Annotated in this window: 13 protein-coding genes; 10 read left to right on the top strand and 3 right to left on the bottom strand. The window is 72.8% G+C overall.

What is annotated here, in order from left to right:
* Positions 1-2 precede the first annotated feature (2 nt).
* Entirely contained in the window at positions 3-4,280 is a 4,278-nt protein-coding gene (locus tag AC3IYJ_RS29880; RefSeq protein ID WP_489397622.1) for a glycoside hydrolase family 38 N-terminal domain-containing protein, read from the bottom strand.
* Between the two features lie 249 nt (positions 4,281-4,529).
* On the opposite strand from AC3IYJ_RS29880, the gene AC3IYJ_RS29875 reads away from it, so the two are divergent.
* Positions 4,530-5,816, top strand: coding sequence for a glycoside hydrolase 5 family protein (locus AC3IYJ_RS29875; RefSeq protein WP_489397621.1), 1,287 nt, complete (start codon positions 4,530-4,532; stop codon positions 5,814-5,816).
* A 160-nt stretch (positions 5,817-5,976) separates the two neighbouring features.
* On the top strand, positions 5,977-8,064 hold the full coding sequence (locus tag AC3IYJ_RS29870; RefSeq protein WP_489402966.1) for an endo-beta-N-acetylglucosaminidase: 2,088 nt from the start codon (positions 5,977-5,979) through the stop codon (positions 8,062-8,064).
* A 63-nt stretch (positions 8,065-8,127) separates the two neighbouring features.
* Here the strand turns inward: AC3IYJ_RS29870 and AC3IYJ_RS29865 are convergent, their stop codons facing one another.
* Positions 8,128-9,546 carry a sensor histidine kinase gene (locus AC3IYJ_RS29865; protein ID WP_489397620.1) on the bottom strand — a complete coding sequence of 473 codons (1,419 nt, stop codon included), beginning with the start codon at positions 9,544-9,546 and terminating at the stop codon, positions 8,128-8,130.
* Positions 9,547-9,557: 11 nt separating this feature from the next.
* Positions 9,558-10,316: a response regulator transcription factor gene (locus tag AC3IYJ_RS29860; protein ID WP_489397619.1), complete on the bottom strand. Its 759-nt coding sequence runs from the start codon at positions 10,314-10,316 to the stop codon at positions 9,558-9,560.
* A 279-nt stretch (positions 10,317-10,595) separates the two neighbouring features.
* Between AC3IYJ_RS29860 and AC3IYJ_RS29855 the strand changes: the two genes are divergently transcribed.
* The 8 genes from AC3IYJ_RS29855 to AC3IYJ_RS29820 all read left to right on the top strand — a co-directional run bounded on the left by AC3IYJ_RS29855 (position 10,596) and on the right by AC3IYJ_RS29820 (position 16,961).
* Positions 10,596-11,381 (top strand): amino acid ABC transporter ATP-binding protein, encoded by a 786-nt coding sequence (locus AC3IYJ_RS29855; RefSeq protein WP_489397618.1) that lies wholly within the window; start codon positions 10,596-10,598, stop codon positions 11,379-11,381.
* Between the two features lie 107 nt (positions 11,382-11,488).
* Positions 11,489-12,343 carry a glutamate ABC transporter substrate-binding protein gene (locus tag AC3IYJ_RS29850; protein WP_489397617.1) on the top strand — a complete coding sequence of 285 codons (855 nt, stop codon included), beginning with the start codon at positions 11,489-11,491 and terminating at the stop codon, positions 12,341-12,343.
* A 154-nt stretch (positions 12,344-12,497) separates the two neighbouring features.
* Positions 12,498-13,172: an amino acid ABC transporter permease gene (locus AC3IYJ_RS29845; RefSeq protein WP_489397616.1), complete on the top strand. Its 675-nt coding sequence runs from the start codon at positions 12,498-12,500 to the stop codon at positions 13,170-13,172.
* Positions 13,169-14,050 carry an amino acid ABC transporter permease gene (locus AC3IYJ_RS29840; protein WP_489397615.1) on the top strand — a complete coding sequence of 294 codons (882 nt, stop codon included), beginning with the start codon at positions 13,169-13,171 and terminating at the stop codon, positions 14,048-14,050. Before AC3IYJ_RS29845 ends, AC3IYJ_RS29840 begins: the two co-directional genes overlap by 4 nt.
* A gap of 188 nt (positions 14,051-14,238) precedes the next feature.
* A complete protein-coding gene (locus tag AC3IYJ_RS29835; RefSeq protein WP_489397614.1) occupies positions 14,239-15,837 on the top strand; it encodes an FAD-dependent monooxygenase in 1,599 nt (532 codons plus the stop codon).
* 32 nt (positions 15,838-15,869) lie between these two features.
* Entirely contained in the window at positions 15,870-15,956 is an 87-nt protein-coding gene (locus AC3IYJ_RS29830; RefSeq protein ID WP_311318651.1) for a putative leader peptide, read from the top strand.
* Between the two features lie 67 nt (positions 15,957-16,023).
* Positions 16,024-16,578 (top strand): cupin domain-containing protein, encoded by a 555-nt coding sequence (locus AC3IYJ_RS29825; RefSeq protein ID WP_489397613.1) that lies wholly within the window; start codon positions 16,024-16,026, stop codon positions 16,576-16,578.
* On the top strand, positions 16,569-16,961 hold the full coding sequence (locus AC3IYJ_RS29820) for a rhodanese-like domain-containing protein (RefSeq protein WP_489402965.1): 393 nt from the start codon (positions 16,569-16,571) through the stop codon (positions 16,959-16,961). Before AC3IYJ_RS29825 ends, AC3IYJ_RS29820 begins: the two co-directional genes overlap by 10 nt.
* The last annotated feature ends 45 nt before the right edge of the window (positions 16,962-17,006 follow it).

The raw sequence follows: 17,006 nt of genomic DNA, 5'->3' as shown, positions 1-17,006 counted from the left end.
TCTCATCCCTCGCTGACGTGGACGGCAATGGCCGGACCGTACGCGATCCTGCCCTGGCAGACCGCCTTGACCGCCACCCAGTACTCCCCCGGAGGGGTCCTGAGCGGCGGCCGCACCTCGATGACGACCTCGGCACCGCCGTCGGCCGGTACCTCGACCGGCTGCACGGCGGGGGCCGTCAGCTGCCAGCTGCCGTACGGGGAGACGGCGTACGCCTGCCCCCTCAGGGTGGACCGGATGCCGGTGGACCCGATGCGCACCCGTACGCGGGCACGTGCGCCGGGAGCGACGGTGACGGCGGGTTCCGGCGCCTGAACCCACAGCCCGGCCGGGCCGTCGGGGGCTCCGGGGACGGTGACGGTCAGCACGTCCTCGAATTCGCCCGCCGGGGTGTCGGCGAGGATCCGGACCAGGTGCTCGCCCGGTTCGGCGTCCGACGGGGGCTCCACGGCCAGCGGCAGCGACACGTGCCCGCCGGGCGGCAGCTCGGTCCGGCGCCGGGTCCAGGAGGTCTTCCAGCCCTCCGGGGCCCGGACCTCCAGGGCCGCCGGGCCGCCCGCCCCGGCCCCGTGGGCGGCGAGGGTGACGGTGGCGTCGGAGGCGATCCCGTCACAGGTCACCGTGTACGGGGCGTCGCCGAGCGGAGCGGTCCCGGTGTTGTGCAGCCAGTACCGGCTGAAGACCGGCTGGTGCGCTTCCCGTTCGCCCTCGCGCAGCGGCACGCCCGATTCCGCGAGCAGCAGCAGGGTGGTCGTGGCCGCGCCCCGGATCCGGCCCTCGAAGAAGCCGAGCGGGCGGTCCAGCAGATCGGCCTCGGCGGCCGGGTCCGTCGGCCACAGCGTCCCGGCCGTCGCCGGGCGGCCGTGCGTCTCCCGCAGCCGGACGGCGAGGTCCGCGGAGCCCTCGGCCCGTTTGACCGTCTCGATCAGCACCCGGTCGGCCGGCTCCACTCCGAGCAGCGAACGCGCGGGCGGCCGGGGGCCCTCGCCGGGCGCGGCCGTGACGGCGGTCAGCGGCTTGTTGAACTCCCGCCCCCGGCGCACCAGGTCCAGCGACCGCCAGTCCCCGGAGCCCGCGACCAGCGCGTGTTCGAAGACGTGGGTCCAGTGCTGGAGCTGGAAGGAGCTGCCGTCCGGGGCGGTGCGCCGCGGGGGGTCCATCCACTCGCCGCTCGGGCGGCCGGTGCAGGACCGCATCAGGGTGCTGTGCAGCCGCCCGGCGGTGTCGACGGCGAAGCTGGGGGTACCTCGGACCAGGATCCCGACCGTGCGGTCCGCGTACGGCTCCTCGTGCGGGTACGGCTCCTCGTCCGGGTACGCCTCCCCGTGCCCGTACGTCTCCTCGTGCGCGCCCCCCTCGGCGGCCGGATCCCGCGCTTCGAGCCGGCCCGACTCCGCGACGGCGTCCGCCAGTTCCGCCGCCGGCCCGGTCAGGACCAGCACCGGCAGGTCCCGGATCCCGGTCAGGTCGCAGCCCGGGGTCCACAGCGAGCGGAGCCCGGCGCGGGCCGGGATCCAGACCCGCGCGTGTTCCCGTACCGCCTTCGCGTACGCGGGAGCCGCCGACTCCAGCAGGGCCGCCGTGAAGGCGTTCTCGCCGGGGCCGCCGAGTGCGATGCGGAAGTCGGGCAGACTGCTGTCCACCGCCAGGTCCCCCCAGCGCGGCCCGCCGGGCCGGGTCGGGATCGCGGTGACCCCGTACCGGCCGAGGGCGGTGACCAGCTCCCGCAGGCCCTGCGCGGTGCCCGAGTCCGGGAGCACGATCTCGGCCGCGCCCAGTGCCCGTCCGCCCGGACCGGTCATCGGCGCCGACAGCGCGAACCAGTTCAGGCAGGGGCTGTCCAGGGTCCACGGAGCCCGCGTGTGATCGGCCCCGGCATCCGCCTCGGGGAAGGCGAACCCGCGCCCCACCACGGCGGCGGCCGTCTCGGCGACCGGCAGCGCGCCGGGCACGTCGGCCGGGATCCGCAGCCGCAGCAGCTGGTCGGAGCCTTCGAACGCGTGGACCGTGGTGGTGAGTTCCGCCCGGTCCAGGCCGTCCCACAGGGTGGTGGTCCGGGTCCAGCGGACGGGCCCGGTCCGCCCGGTGGCCACGATGCGCGACCCCAGCGGCCCGCGCTCCACGCGGCAGGACTCGGCGGGCGCGGCGCCCGACCCGGTGCCCGGCCCCTTGGGCAGCAGGTGCCAGGGGCCCTCCTCGAAGTAGGGATGCCTGTCGTACTCCTCCTGCACGACCAGCTCGTCCACCTCCCCCGCGATGAGCAGCTCCTGGCCGGTGCGCCGGTCCAGCAGCCGGGCGAGGCCGCCGCCGCGTGCGGGGTTGGCCTCGGCGCGCAGGAAGTCGTTCTGGACCGCGTGGCCCGGCGCGGGCTCCCAGCCGCCGGAGACCTGGAGCTCGGAGGCGGCGAGCCACCAGGTGCGGTGGCCGAGCGAGGGCACGTCCGCGGCGAGGAAGGCCAGCTCGGCGAACCCGTCCGCGGCGGCCTCGACATGGACGCACGCGCCGCGGCCCGCGTCGTCGATGACGGTGATCCGGTCGGCGGCGGCGTCCGCGAGGCCCAGTACCGCGAGCTCGACGCGGGTACGGACCAGGTCGGTGCGGGTCCAGGACACCGGGTTGTGGACGGTGACGGCGAGCGGGCCGGGGCCCCGGGTGTCGGCCCCGGCGGTCAGCGCGCGCAGCGCCTCCTCCCGTACCTGGGCGGCCAGGTCGTGGGCCTCGCGCCAGGTGGGGAGCAGGTCGAGGTAGACCTGGTCGGAGAAGGTCCCGGTGACGGCGTCGTGGTGGGCCGCGTGCAGCAGGTGGCGCCAGGCCTTGGACAGGGTCTGCGCCGGATAGTCGGTCAGTCCTTCGGCGCAGGCGAGGGCGGCGAAGGTCTCGGCCTGTTCGAGGAGGTTCTCGGCGGCCCGGTGGGCCTGTTTCACGTCGCTGTAGGTGACGTCCTTGCCGGTGTAGACGGGGCCCATCTCCCGGGTGACCGGCAGCGGCCGCTCGCCGCGCTCCGCGAACTCGGCGCGGACGGCGTCGAAGTGGGCGCGCGGGCCGCTGTGTTCCATGCGGGGCCAGCAGTAGCGGCGGTTCCAGGCGTGCTGGACGTCCAGGCCCCAGCGGTGCGGCCAGGAGAAGTCGGTGCCCATCGGGATCAGCACGTTCTTCGTGGCGGCGGCGGTGCGCAGTAGCTCGTACAGGTCCAGCAGCTGCTCTGCGGCGGCCTCGGCGTCGGGGGCCCGGTCGGAGAACCAGCCGGCGGAGTAGTGCGCGGGCAGGTAGTGCAGCAGCAGGCCCTGCCCGCCGTCACCGGGCGCGATCCACTCGTACTCGGCGGGCAGTTGCATGGCGGCGGGCGGGCGCAGCTCGTCGCCCCAGGTGTCCATCATCGGGCCCCACTGGTGGTGGGGGCCGCGGGCGAGGACGGCGGAGTCGAGGCCGGCGCCGGCCATCAGGGCGGGGAAGGACGGGTCGTGGCCGAAGACGTCGAGCTGCCAGGCGGTGCGCGGGTCGGCGCCGAGGGTGCCGCGGTGCAGGGCGAGGCCGTGGACGGCACTGCGGATGGTGGTCTCCGCGGAGGTGAGGTTGGTGGAGGGCTCGTTGTAGGTGCCGCCGACGATCTCCACGCGGCCTTCGGCGATCAGGGCGCGCAGCTCTTCGCGCTCGGCGGGGTGGGTGTCCCAGTAGGGCTTGAGGTAGTCGACCTCGGAGAGCACGAAGCGGTACGCGGGGTCGTCGCGGGCCTGCTGGAGGTGGAGCGGGACGAGGGTGAAGGCGGGAACGCCGGTGTACTCCCAGCCGCGTTCGGCCTCGCCGGGCTTCGGGGGCGCGTCCCAGAGGGAGGTGTAGGCGGCCTGGGTGTTCCACCACATGGGGTCGTAGTGGAAGTGCGGTACGAGGCGGACGGTCCAGCCGGGCTCGGCGACGACGAGGTCGAAGGCGCGCTCCGCGAGCGGGCGGCCGTCGGGGGTGGTGACGCGGACGGTGGCGGGCAGGACGGTCCCGGGGGCGGCGGCGCCGGTGCTGACGGCGACCTCGACGGTGGATTCGGGGACTTCGGCCCGGTCCCCGAGCGCTTCGCGGGCGTCCGTGCCCGCGTAGGCCTCGGCGGTGTCGGCGCGCACGATGCGCGGGTGCGCGGTGGTGATTTCGGCCCCGTGCACGGACACGTGCAGCGGTCCGGCCGGGCGCGCCCTGCGGATGCGCACCCGGATGACCTGCGACGGGGTTTCCGGCGGGCCGCTGAAGAGGGCCGGTGTGGTGACCGACGTGACCGTAATTCCGCTGTCCATTTCCGCACACTCCCTCGCACGACAACACCGCTCAACAACAGCTAAACCGCATTAGTGCACTTAGCTTCCAGCGGCTGGAACCGGCCTGTCAACGGGACTGAAGCGCATAAGTGCCACAGTCTCCGGGGGGGCAGGACTTTCATCCCGCCAAGTCGGGACCTTCGGAGATAACCATCCTGTTGACTTATCCGGTCCGGGGACGGCAGGTTATGGGCATCCGGTGAATTCCCCTGAACTCCAGGACCATTCATGCACGACGGCCCCGCCGCCTCCCCCGCCCCGCGAACCCTCCGCTTCGGCGCCAACTACACGCCGACGCGCGGCTGGTTCCACCACTGGCTCGACTTCGACCTCGACGAGGTCAGGGCCGACCTCGATTCGATCGCGGGCCTCGGCCTGGACCACGTACGGGTCTTCCCGCTGTGGCCGGTCTTCCAGCCGAACCGGACGCTGATCCGGCCGCGCGCCGTGGAGCAGCTCGTCTCGCTCGCCGACGCCGCCGCCGAGCGCGGGCTCGACGTGAACGTGGACGGCCTCCAGGGACACCTGTCGAGCTTCGACTTCCTGCCGGCCTGGACCGGAACCTGGCACCGCCGGAACATCTTCAGCGATCCGCAGGTGGTCGCCGGGCAGGAGGAGTACCTGCGCACGCTGGCCGCCGCCCTCGCGGACCGGCCCAACTTCCTCGGCATGACGGTCGGCAACGAGATCAACCAGTTCTCCGACGACCCGCACCCCTCCCCCGACCGGATCACGCGGGAGCAGGCCGGGCAGTGGCTGGAGCGGATGCTCGCCGCCTGCGAGGAGGGCGCGCCCGGCCGTCTGCACCTGCACGCCGAGTACGACGCCGCCTGGTACCAGGACGGACACCCCTTCACCGTGGCCCAGGCGGCCCGCCTCGGCGGTGCGACCGCCGTGCACTCCTGGGTGTTCAACGGAACCGCCCAGCGCCACGGCCGCACCGGGACGGCCACCGAGCACCACGCCGCGTACCTGATCGAGCTCTCCAAGGCCTGGGCCCGCGATCCGCACCGGCCGGTCTGGCTCCAGGAGGTGGGCGCGCCCGCGCCGCTGATCGGGCCCGAGCACGCGGCCTCCTTCACCGAGGCGACGGTGGCGGGCGCCCTGGACTGCCCGGACCTGTGGGGCGTGACCTGGTGGTGCTCGCACGACGTGTCCCGGGAGCTCGCGGACTTCCCGGAGCTGGAGTACGGGCTCGGCCTGCTCACCAACGACCGCGCGACCAAGCCCGCCGGCGAGGTGATCGCCCGGATCACCGATGAGTGGCGGGGCCGTGCGCACCGCCCCGCGGTGCGCACCACCGCGCTCGCCGTGGACGTGGGCGGAGCCGAGGCCGCGCCCAACCGCTCGGTGTGCGCGCCCGGCGGTGCGTTCTTCGAGGCCTGGGCGGAGCTCACGGCACAGGGGGTCCGCCCCGCGGTGGTCCTGACCGAACTCGCCGGGGACGCGGAGCACTTGGCCGCGCGCGGCATCACCGAGGTACTGCACGTCTCCGAGGTCCCCACCCGGACCTGACCGGCCCCTACGCCCTCCGGAGGATCCCCTCATGACCGAGACCGACAACGGCGTCGAGCCTCGTCACGACCGCATACCCGACCGCGTGTCCGACCGTAGGTCCGACCGCCCGTCCGACCGCTCCGCCGACCCCGCACCCCTGCGGCCGTCCCGGCGCGGGATGCTCGCCGCCGGGGCCGGGATAGGAGCCAGCGCCCTGCTCGGTGCGGCGGCCACCCCCGCCACGGCCACCCCCGCCCCCGCCGCGCCGGCCCCGTCCGCCGCCCCCGCCCCGGTCGGCCCCGCCGGCCTGGCCCCGTACGCCTCGTACTGGTTCCCGGACTCGCTCCCCCAGGGCGCTCCGGGTCCCGGGATCACCTGGCGCTCCCTCATGCGGTGGAGCCCCGAGTCCGACCCCGATCTGGCCCACAACACCGCGACCGTGCCGCTGGCCCCCCGCTTCACCCCGGTGGCGCCGAACGCCACCGCCCGCGCCGGCCAGGCCCGGATCGCCTCGCTCGTCTCCTTCGGGAACACCGCCGGGAATCCCTCGCAGGGTTCCCCGACCGCCGACTACTACGCCCTCACGCACTGGGCGTACATCGACGAGCTGGTCTTCTGGGGCGGCTCCTCGGGCGAGGGCATCGTGCTCGCCCCGAACGCGCCGGTCGTCGACGCCGCGCACCGCAACGGCGTACGAGTGCTGGGCAACGTGTTCCTGCCGCCCGTGGCCTACGGCGGCGACCTCCGGTGGACCCGGGACCTGGTCCAGCGGGACTCCCTCGGCCGCTTCCCGGTCGCCGAGAAGCTGGTGGAGGTGGCGCGGACGTACGGGTTCGACGGCTGGTTCGTCAACGCCGAGACCGGGGGCGGCGACAGCGCACTCGCCGCCCGGACCCAGCAGTTCCTGCGCGCCCTGCGGACCGCGGGCGAGCCGCACGGGCTGCGCATCACCTGGTACGACGCCATGAACTCCACCGGCGCGGTCGGCTGGCAGGGCGAGCTCAACGGGCTCAACCAGGAGTTCTTCGAGGACCGCCGGGGCAAGGTCGCGGACACCATGTTCGTGGACTTCCGCTGGACACCGGGCAGGCTCGCCGCCTCCGGAGCCCTCGCGGACAAGCTGGGCCGCAGCCGCCACGAGCTGTGGGCGGCCGTGGACACGGAGTCCGACGGCTGGGACTCCGCGGTGGACTGGGAGGCGATCGTCCCGCGCGGCCGCGACCACGTCGTCTCCTACGGGTTCTACCGGCCCGAGTGGACCCGCAACCATCTCACCGACCGATCCCCGGGCGCCTTCCACCGTGCCGACGACCGGTTCTGGACGGGCGATTCCCTGGACCCGGCCCGCCCCGCGGCCGGATCCGCCTGGCGGGCGCCCGCCACCGCCGTCGCCGACCGGTCCACCGTCACCGCCCTTCCCTTCGCCTGTTCCTTCAACACCGGCCACGGGGAACGGTGGTACGAGGACGGCAAGCCCGTCTCCGACACCCCGTGGAACCACCTCGGCCTCCAGGACCGGCTGCCGGGCCGGCGCTGGGTCGTGGACACCGCCGGGACCCGCCCCGAGGTCACCCTCGACTTCGCGGCCGCCTGGCGCGGCGGCTCCAGCCTCCTCGTCTCGGGCGGGCTCACCGCTCCGGCCGCCGTCGGGCTGCACTCCACCCGGCTGCCGCTGACCCGCTCCACCGTGGTCGAGCTGGTGCACGCCACCGAGTCGGGTCCGGTGTCGGTCGAGCTCGGGATCGCCACGCGCGAGCCGGCCGCCCCGGGGCAGGAGGTCCCGTACACCTGGCTGAAGGCGCAGGACCTGGGCACCGGGCAGGGCTGGCGCACCACCCGGGTCGGGCTGTCGGAACTGGCGGGCGGGACCGCTTACGGACTGGCCGTACGGATCACGGGACGCGGAAAGAAGCCGGTGCGCTGGCGGCTCGGCGCCCTGACGGTACGCGAAGGCGCCCCGGGCCCCCGCCCGGCGACCCCGGGGACCCCGGCCGTGTCCGCCTCGGCCCAGCAGTCCGGCAGCGCGGCCCTGCGACTGTCCTGGCAGCGGTCGCCCGGCCCGGTCCGCCACTACGAGGTGTCCCGCGTCCTGGCGGACGGCACCCGCCGCTTCCTCGGCGGCACCTGCGGCACGGCCCTGTACCTCCCGGCCGTCGAACGGGCCGGCCGGGAGAAGGCCGCCGTCTTCGAGATCCGGGCCGTGGACGAGCCCTACGCCGTCTCCGCCCCCGCCCGCACCTCCCTCGCCTGGGCCGGAGCCCTCTGATGCACGACGACCGAGCAGTGGTCGACGTAGGACCGGGGCCGTTCGGGCTGGTGACCCCGCGGTTCACCCGTCCGTAGCGGCGGGGTCGGTGCGGGGGACCGACACCGTCACGCGCAGCCCGTGCGGCGGGTTCGTCTCGTAGGAGAGGGATCCGCCGCCCGCGGCGAGCAGGGTGCGGGAGATGGACAGGCCCAGCCCGGAGCCCTTGACGTTCTGGTGGCGGCCGCTGCGCCAGAACCGGTCACCGACCCGGAGCAGCTCCTCCTCGGTGAGGCCGGGACCCCGGTCGGCGACCACGATGCGCACCCGGCTGCCCTCGACGGAGAGGCCCACCTCCACCGTCTCGCCCTCCGGGGTGAACTTGAGGGCGTTGTCGATCACCGCGTCGAGGGCGCTGGAGAGCGCGATCGGGTCGGCATAGCCGGTGGCGGCGGTCCGGCCCGTCCCGGTGAGCCGGACCCCCTTCTCCTCGGCGTACGGCCGCCAGGCGGTGACCCGTTCGGCGGCCAGCCCCGCGATGTCGATCAGGCTGATCTCGGCGGTGGCGTGCTCGGCGAGGGCCAGGTCGAGCAGATCGTCCAGGACCTGGGTCAGGCGCTTGCCCTCGGTCCGCACGGACGCGATCTCCTCGTTCCCGTCGGGGAGCTCCAGGGCGAGCAGCTCGATCCGCAGGAGCAGCGCGGCCAGGGGGTTGCGCAGCTGGTGGGAGGCGTCCGCGACGAAGGCGCGCTGCTGCTCCAGGACCTCCTCCACGTTGTCGGCCATCTCGTTGAACGAGCGGGCCAGGCGGCGGAGTTCCGGGGGGCCGCCGCCGGCCGCGACGCGGGAGTTCATCCGCCCGGTGGCGATGCCGTGGGCGGCCGCGTCCAGGGTCCGCACGGGCTTGAGCACCCAGCTGGTCAGCCGCAGGGCGGCGCCGAAGGCCACGAGCATGGCGGCGCCGAGCCCGCCAATGATGAGCAGCCAGCCCCGCAGGATCTTGGACCGCATCTGGTCGGTGGGCGATTCGGTGGCGACGACGGCGACGACGTCGCCGTCGAGGACCACCGGGGAGACCACGAGGAGCTTGCCGTCGGTCTGCCAGGGCCACACCTGGCCGGGGTCGTGGCTGCGGCGTCCGGCCAGGGCCTCTTCGAAGGCCTTGCGGCCCTCGCCCGACTCCGGGAGCCGCCACCAGCCGGGGGCGCGGACCATGGCGTTGTCGTCGCGGTAGAAGATGCCGACGTTGATGCCGTACAGCTCCTGGTAGCGGGCGAGTTCGAGCTGGAGGGTGTCGCGGCGCTCGTCGGCCCCGCTGGCCTTGGAGCCCTCGGCATCGATGACGAACTGGGCGAGCGCCGCGAAGCGGGCGCTGTCGTCGATCCGGTCGACGACCACCCGCTGCTGCTGCCCCGCCGCCAGGGACACCGCGAGCGGGAAGCCGAGGGCGAGGAGCACGCCCGCCATGAGGACGACGAGCAGCGGGAGCAGTCGGGCGCGCACGGCGGATCCCCCTAGAGGGCGGGCGGGACGGGCGGCGCGGCGGGCGCGGGCGGAGTTGCGGGCGGCGCCGGTGGGACCGTCGGGGCCACGAGCCGGTATCCGACGCCGCGGACGGTCTCGATGAGGGCCGGCATGCGCAGCTTGGAACGCAGCGAGGCCACGTGCACTTCGAGGGTCCGGCCGGTCCCTTCCCAGCTGGTGCGCCAGACCTCGCTGATGATCTGCTCCCGGCGGAAGACCACGCCCGGCCGCTGCGCGAGCAGGGCCAGCAGGTCGAACTCCTTGCGGGTGAGCGGCACGTCGGTGTCGTTGACGCCGACCCGGCGGGTGGACAGCTCGATGGAGACGGGTCCCAGCCGCACGGTGCCGGGCGTGCCCGCCCCGCCCGCGGGCTCCTCGGAGACCCCGGTGCGCCGGGCCACGGCATGGATGCGGGCGAGGAGTTCGCCGGTGTCGTAGGGCTTGGTGACGTAGTCGTCGGCGCCCATGTTGAGTCCGTGGATCCGGGAGCGCACGTCGGCCCGCGCGGTCACCATGATGACGGGCGTGGAGGTGCGCTTGCGGATCTTGCCGCAGACCTCGTAGCCGTCCTGGTCGGGCAGGCCGAGGTCGAGGAGGACCACGCCGAAGGGCGGGGCACCGGCCGGGAGCAGGGCCTGGAGGGCCTCCTCGCCGCTGCGGGCGTGGGTCACCTGGAAGCCGTGCCGGGCGAGGATCGCGGACAGGGCGGCGGCGACGTGGTCGTCGTCCTCGACGAGCAGCAGTCTCATACCGTCCCCTTCCGATCTTCTCGTATCCGTAGTCCGGCATCCGTTTTCCGGACACCCTGCATCCACGCCGATGGAGACTCTCACGTCAAGGCGGTTCCGGTCGCGGGCGGCTTCCGTTATGGACCCGGTACGGCCCCGGGGACCCGGCGGCGCGGCCGCGTACGGAGCGTATCGGTGCGAGGCCGGATCGTTATGCTCAATTCTCCCTCAGATGTGCTGACGCTGTGCGCGCCACGTCACTACTGTCCTCCCAACCGAGGAGGACGGAGCAAGAAGCCGATGAGCGGAGTATCAGTGACCAAGGACGTGCAGGACGCGGCCGGTGCCGCGGACGACCTGGTCGTGCTGAGCAACGTAAACAAGCACTTCGGCGCGCTGCACGTGCTTCAGGACATCGATCTGAGCATTGCCCGCGGCGAGGTCGTCGTGGTGATCGGGCCTTCTGGATCGGGCAAGTCGACGCTGTGCCGCACCATCAACCGCCTGGAGACGATCGATTCGGGCTCCATCACGGTCGACGGGAAGCAACTGCCGTCCGAGGGGCGGGAGCTGGCCAGGCTGCGCGCCGACGTCGGCATGGTCTTCCAGTCGTTCAACCTCTTCGCCCACAAGACGGTCCTCCAGAACGTCATGCTCGGTCAGCTCAAGGTCCGCAGGACCGAGCAGGCCGCGGCGATGGAGAAGGCGAAGTCGCTGCTGGAGCGGGTCGGCGTCGGCTCGCAGGCCGACAAGTACCCGGCCCAGCTGTCGGGCGGTCAGCAGCAGCGCGTGGCGATCGCCCGCGCGCTGGCGATGGACCCGAAGGTGATGCTGTTCGACGAGCCGACCTCGGCCCTCGACCCGGAGATGATCAACGAGGTGCTGGAGGTCATGCAGCAGCTCGCCCGGGAGGGGATGACGATGGTCGTCGTCACGCACGAGATGGGCTTCGCCCGCTCCGCCGCCAATCGGGTCGTCTTCATGGCCGACGGAAAGATCGTCGAAGAGGCCACGCCCGAACAGTTCTTCAGCAACCCGCGCAGTGACCGCGCCAAGGACTTCCTGTCGAAGATCCTGCACCACTGAGCCTCGCGTCTGGTAGTGATCCGGTGACGGATCGTCGTCCGACCACGTCTCACGTCAGTCCCACGTCTCACGCTCACGCTCACGTCTCACTTCGAGGGAAGTCCACCATGAAGCTCACCAAGGCCGGCGCTGCTGCCGCCGTCGCCGTCGCTCTCGCCCTGACCGCGACCGCCTGTGGCGGAAGCAGCGACAAGCCCGCCGCCGACGGCGGCGCGAGCGGCGGCGCCAAGAAGGAAAAGATCGTCATCGGCATCAAGTTCGACCAGCCGGGTGTGGGTCTCAAGACCCCCGACGGCAAGTTCACGGGCTTCGACGTGGACGTGGCGACCTACGTTGCCAAGGAGCTCGGCTACGAGCCCGACCAGATCGAGTTCAAGCAGGCCGTCAGCGCCGAGCGCGAGAACCTGCTCGCCAACGGCGACGTGAAGCTGGTCGTCGCGAGCTACTCGATCAACGACAAGCGCAAGGCGAAGGTCGACTTCGCCGGCCCGTACTTCCTGGCCCACCAGGACCTGCTGGTCCGCGCCGACGACACCTCGATCACCAAGCCCGAGGACCTCAACAAGAAGAAGCTCTGCTCCGTCACCGGCTCCACCTCGGCGCAGAACGTCAAGACCAAGCTGGCCCCCGAGGCCGACCTGCAGGAGTTCCCGGGCTACTCCGAGTGCCTCACCGGCCTGGAGAACAAGGCCGTCGACGCCCTGACCACGGACAACGTGATCCTGGCCGGCTACGCCGCGCAGGACAAGAACAAGGGCAAGTTCAAGCTGGTCGGGCTGAGCCTGAGCAACGAGAACTACGGCATCGGCCTGAAGAAGGGCGACAAGGACCTTCAGACCAAGGTCAACGCCGCCATCACGAAGATGGAGAAGGACGGCGCCTGGCAGGCGGCCGTGACCAAGAACTTCGGTCCCTCCGGCTACAAGAACGAGCCGGCTCCGGCGGTCACCGAAGGCAGCTGATCCGTCGGCCGGTCCACCGACCGGCCCACCGGCTGATTCACCGGCCAGATTCGTCGGCCCGATTCATCGATGAGGTACGTCGCCGCCCGCCTGCCGTGGGCGGCGACGTACCTCACCGGCCAACCTGGCCATCCTGGGGAGAGCGCAGGCCATCGTGTTCGATTTTCTTGATTCCGGGCAGTACGACCTGCTCGGAGCCTTCTGGGTGACGGTTCAGCTCACCCTCTACTCGGGTGCCGGAGCCCTGGTGTGGGGCACCGCCCTGGCCGGGATGCGGGTCGGCCCGGTCCCGCTGCTGCGGGGCTTCGGCACCACGTACGTCAACGTGGTCCGCAACATTCCGCTGACCCTGATCCTGATCGGCTGCTCGCTGGGTCTGAGCCAGACGCTCACCATCACGCTCGGCGGCGGCACCTTCAAGGAGATCGGCTTCCGGATGGCGGTCCTCGGACTCGCCGCCTACACCGGCACCTTCGTGTGCGAGGCCCTGCGCTCGGGCATCAACACGGTCCCGGTCGGCCAGGCCGAAGCGGCCCGCGCCCTGGGACTGAGCTTCTTCCAGGTACTCACCCTGATCGTGCTCCCGCAGGCCTTCCGGGCGGTCGTCGCACCGCTCGCCAACGTCCTGATCGCCCTCACCAAGAACACCACGGTGGCGGCGGCGATCGGCGTGGCCGAGGCGGCCCTGCTGATGAAGGAGATGAACGAGAACGAGGCGAACGCGCTCTTCGCCATCTTCGGGATCTTCGCCCTGGGCTTCGTCCTTCTGACCCTGCCCACCGGCCTGTTCCTGGGCTGGGTGGCCAAGCGAGTGGCGGTGAAGCGATGACCTCCGTGCTGTACGACGCCCCGGGCCCCAAGGCCAAGGCGCGCAACTGGATCTACACCGGCGTCTTCGTCGTGCTGTGTGCGGCGGCCCTGTGGTGGGTGCTGTCCAAGATGGCGGACAAGAACCAGCTCGACGCCGACAAGTGGAGCATCTTCTTCACCGACGGCCGGATCTGGACGACGTTCCTGCTGCCCGGCCTCGGAGAGACCCTGCGGGCCGGCGCCCTGGCCATGGTGATAGCCCTTCCGCTGGGTGCGCTGCTCGGCATCGGCCGGCTCTCCGACCACGCGTGGGTACGGGCCGCCGTGGGTGTCTGGGTCGAGTTCTTCCGGGCCATCCCCGTGCTGATGCTGATGTTCTTCGGCAACGCCCTGTACCGGATCTACACCGACGTCGGCACCGACGTCCGGCCGCTCTACGCGGTGGTCACCGGCCTCGTCCTGTACAACTCCGCGGTCATCGGCGAGATCGTCCGCTCCGGGGTCCAGTCCCTGCCCAACGGGCAGACCGACGCCGCGAAGGCGATCGGCATGCGCAAGAGCCAGGTGATGGGGTACGTACTGCTCCCGCAGGCCGTCACCGCGATGCTGCCCGCGCTGGTCAGCCAGCTCGTGGTCATCCTCAAGGACACCGCGATCGGCGGCGCGCTGCTGGGCCTGGCCGAACTGCTGTCGATGAACCGGCAGATCGCTGCGAACTACAGCAACGTCATCGCCTCGCTCGTCGTGATCGCCCTGCTGTACGTCGCGGTGAACTTCGCCCTCACCAGCCTCGCGTCCTGGCTCGAAAAGACGCTGCGGCGGTCGAAGCGGACCACCGACGCGAGCGTTCCGATCACCCAGTTCGACACGGGCGCCGACGCCGGCAGAACTTTCTGACCGAGCCTCCGACGCCCTGTCGGCACCCGGCCTGACAGACGGTCAGTACACTGGCGGTACACGTGTGGTGCGGCGGAACTCATCCGCCGCACCACTCGGCATTGTCCGGACCGGCGTCGCTTGACGCAGTCACCTCCAGTGGGTTGCATACGTTCTGTGATCACATACCGGACACCGGGAGCCACATCATGGACCCGGTGATCGTCGTCGGCGCGGGGCCCGTCGGGCTGTCCATGGCCCTCGCCCTGGCCGACCAGGGCGTGCCCTGCGTCGTGCTCGACGAGGGACCCGGCAAGGAGGAACCCCGCCCCGCCCGCACCGTCGCCCTGCACGCCGACACCGTCGCCATGGTGCACCGGCTGGGCTGTACGACCCTGCGCGACGAGGGCGCGTACTTCGCCGCCTGGCGGACCATGCGGCGCGGCCGGGACTCCCAGCGGATCACCTTCGAGGACGGTCCGGCCCCGATCCACCTGCCGCAGCACGCCCTGACCCGCGGACTGCGCGACGCCGCCGCCGCGCACCCCCTGGTCCAGCTGGTCGCCGAGAGCCGGATCGACTCCCTGGAGCAGGACGGCCGCGGGGTCACCGCGCACACCCGGGGCGCCGAAACCACCTGGTGGCGCGGCAGCTTCCTGGTCGGCTGCGACGGAGCCCGCTCCACCGTGCGCAAACTGCTCGGCATCCGCTTCCCCGGCCGCACCGCCGTCGAACGGCACGCCGTGGCCGCGCTGCGCACCGAACTGCCCTGGCCGGGCGAGGCCCTGCTGCACCGCGGGCTGCCCGGCGGGGCCGGCGAGGTCACCGCCCGGCCGCTGCCCGACGGGGTGTACCGGCTGGACTGGCTGCTGCCTCCGCAGGGGGAACTCGTCACCCCCGACGCGCTCGTGACCCTCATCCGCGACACCCTCGCGGTGTGGTGCGGGGGCACGGCTCCCCCGTACGACCTCCTCGACACCGGGGTCCACACCCTGCACCACCGGCTCGCCCGGCGCTGGCGCGACGGCCGCGCCTTCCTCGCCGGGGACGCGGCGCACCTGCTCGGCGCGCTCGGCACCCAGGGCGTCGAAGAGGGGCTGCGGGACGCCGAGAACCTCGCCTGGAAACTGGCCCTTGCCTGGCACCAGGGGGCGTCCGAGGAACTCCTCGACAGTTACGAGGCCGAGCGCCGCAGGGCCGCGGCCGCCCGGCTGCGCGCCGCCGACCAGGCCATGCCCGCACTGCGCTCCGGGGGCGGGCTGCGCGCCATGCTCCCCGGATCCTCGCGCGCCGCCGAATCCCTCCTCACCGACGGCCACCTGGGGCGGGGCCCGCTGGGCGCGGAGCCCGTGTACGCCCCGGCGGTGGCGGTGCACGAGGTGCCGACGGCCACCGAGCCGGGCGGGCCCGTGGAGAACATCCCGGTGACCGCCCCCGACGGCGCCACGGTGCCGCTCCGCGACCAGCTCGGCCGGGGCAGGCTGCTGGTCGTCCTCGTCGCCCCCGGCACCGGCGTCTGGGACCGGCGCCACTGGCTGGGCGCCGGCCTGATGCCCCGCCTCGCGGCGGCGGTCGCGGCGCTTCCCGTCCGGGCGGAGTTGCTGGTCGCCGACGGATACCCGGGGGCCGCGGCGCACACCGTGCTCCTCGTACGACCGGACGGGCATCTGGCCGCCACGTTCGCCGGGGTCCGCCCGGCGGAGTTGTACGAGGCCGCGGACGCGGTCCGCCACGGCCCGCCCGGATCCTCCCCCTCCCCTTCGCCCGCCCCGGCCGTGACGCCCGCCGCCACACCAGTGATCGATTGACCCTCCGGCGCACTCGTGCTTCACTCACGGACATGACCGGCAACGACGTACGCCTGTGGCGGAGGGTCCATATGGACCTGCTCCGCTACGCGGGCTGCGTGTGTCGCCCTTCCTGCTGATTCGCCTTCCTCCGCGCGCCCGCCGAGTGCCGCGCGCCTTCGCGAACCCCCAGGACGGTCACCCTCCATGTCTGCACCCACGTACACCCCTGCGTCCACGCACGCTCCGGCCGCCGCCACGGCGACCGCAGCCGTCACGGCCGCGGACCTCCTCGCCTTCACCCGGCGCATCGCCTCCGACCCCGAGCTGATCGCCTCCCTCCCCCTCGACCCCGAGGGCCGGACCTGGATCCGGCTCGACGGACCGGGCGGCAGCGAGGCCTGGCTGATCGGCTGGCCGCCGGGCACCGGCACCGGCTGGCACGACCACGCCGAGTCGCGGGGCGCGTTCACCACCGCCCGCGGGCACCTCACCGAGAACTCCCTTGCGGTCCGCATCCCCTCCGAGGGCTGGCACTCGCTCTCCCTGGCCCCGGACGTGGACCGCACGCGCAACCTGGGTCCCGGCACCGGGCGGGCATTCGGCGAGCACCACGTCCACGAAGTGCTGAACGAGTCCGGGACCGAGCACGCGATCTCGGTCCACGCGTACTACCCGCCGCTCCCGCTGATCCGCCGCTACAGCCGCAGTGGGCCGGTGCTCACGCTGGAGCAGGTCGAGCGTCCGGCGGACTGGCAGTGAGCGGCATCGACGCCCTCGTGGACCGGCTGCGCACCACGTACACCCGCGTGGATCCGGCCGAGGCGCACGCCGAGTCCCTGACCGGGGCGCTCCTGGTCGACATCCGCTACCAGGCCCTGCGCGAGCGCGACGGGCTGATCCCCGGCGCACTGGTGATCGAGCGCAACGAACTGGAATGGCGCCTGGACCCCGAGGGCTCCCACCGCCTCCCGGAGGCCACGGACCACGAGGTCCGCATCGTCGTCATCTGCAACGAGGGCTATGCCTCCACCCTCGCGGCGGCCTCCCTCCACGCGCTGTCGCTCCGCAACGCGACGGACCTCACGGGCGGCTTCCAGGCGTGGCGCGCCGCGGGCCTGCCGGTGACGCCGCCTTCTTCCTGAGACGCGCAGCGAACGGGCGCACCGAAACGCCGGTGGGGCTGGATT

It is taken from the genome of Streptomyces sp. GL_140 (genome assembly GCF_057834465.1).
This window is presented reverse-complemented; position numbering and strand designations above follow the sequence as displayed.

What these genes read in the sequence shown, in the direction of transcription:
- AC3IYJ_RS29880 (WP_489397622.1), bottom strand. Translation starts at nt 4,280, where the DNA reads ATGGACAGCGGAATTACGGTCACGTCGGTCACCACACCGGCCCTCTTC.
- AC3IYJ_RS29875 (WP_489397621.1), top strand. Translation starts at nt 4,530, where the DNA reads ATGCACGACGGCCCCGCCGCCTCCCCCGCCCCGCGAACCCTCCGCTTC.
- AC3IYJ_RS29870 (WP_489402966.1), top strand. Translation starts at nt 5,977, where the DNA reads ATGCTCGCCGCCGGGGCCGGGATAGGAGCCAGCGCCCTGCTCGGTGCG.
- AC3IYJ_RS29860 (WP_489397619.1), bottom strand. Translation starts at nt 10,316, where the DNA reads ATGAGACTGCTGCTCGTCGAGGACGACGACCACGTCGCCGCCGCCCTG.
- AC3IYJ_RS29855 (WP_489397618.1), top strand. Translation starts at nt 10,596, where the DNA reads ATGAGCGGAGTATCAGTGACCAAGGACGTGCAGGACGCGGCCGGTGCC.
- AC3IYJ_RS29850 (WP_489397617.1), top strand. Translation starts at nt 11,489, where the DNA reads ATGAAGCTCACCAAGGCCGGCGCTGCTGCCGCCGTCGCCGTCGCTCTC.
- AC3IYJ_RS29840 (WP_489397615.1), top strand. Translation starts at nt 13,169, where the DNA reads ATGACCTCCGTGCTGTACGACGCCCCGGGCCCCAAGGCCAAGGCGCGC.
- AC3IYJ_RS29835 (WP_489397614.1), top strand. Translation starts at nt 14,239, where the DNA reads ATGGACCCGGTGATCGTCGTCGGCGCGGGGCCCGTCGGGCTGTCCATG.
- AC3IYJ_RS29830 (WP_311318651.1), top strand. Translation starts at nt 15,870, where the DNA reads ATGACCGGCAACGACGTACGCCTGTGGCGGAGGGTCCATATGGACCTG.
- AC3IYJ_RS29825 (WP_489397613.1), top strand. Translation starts at nt 16,024, where the DNA reads ATGTCTGCACCCACGTACACCCCTGCGTCCACGCACGCTCCGGCCGCC.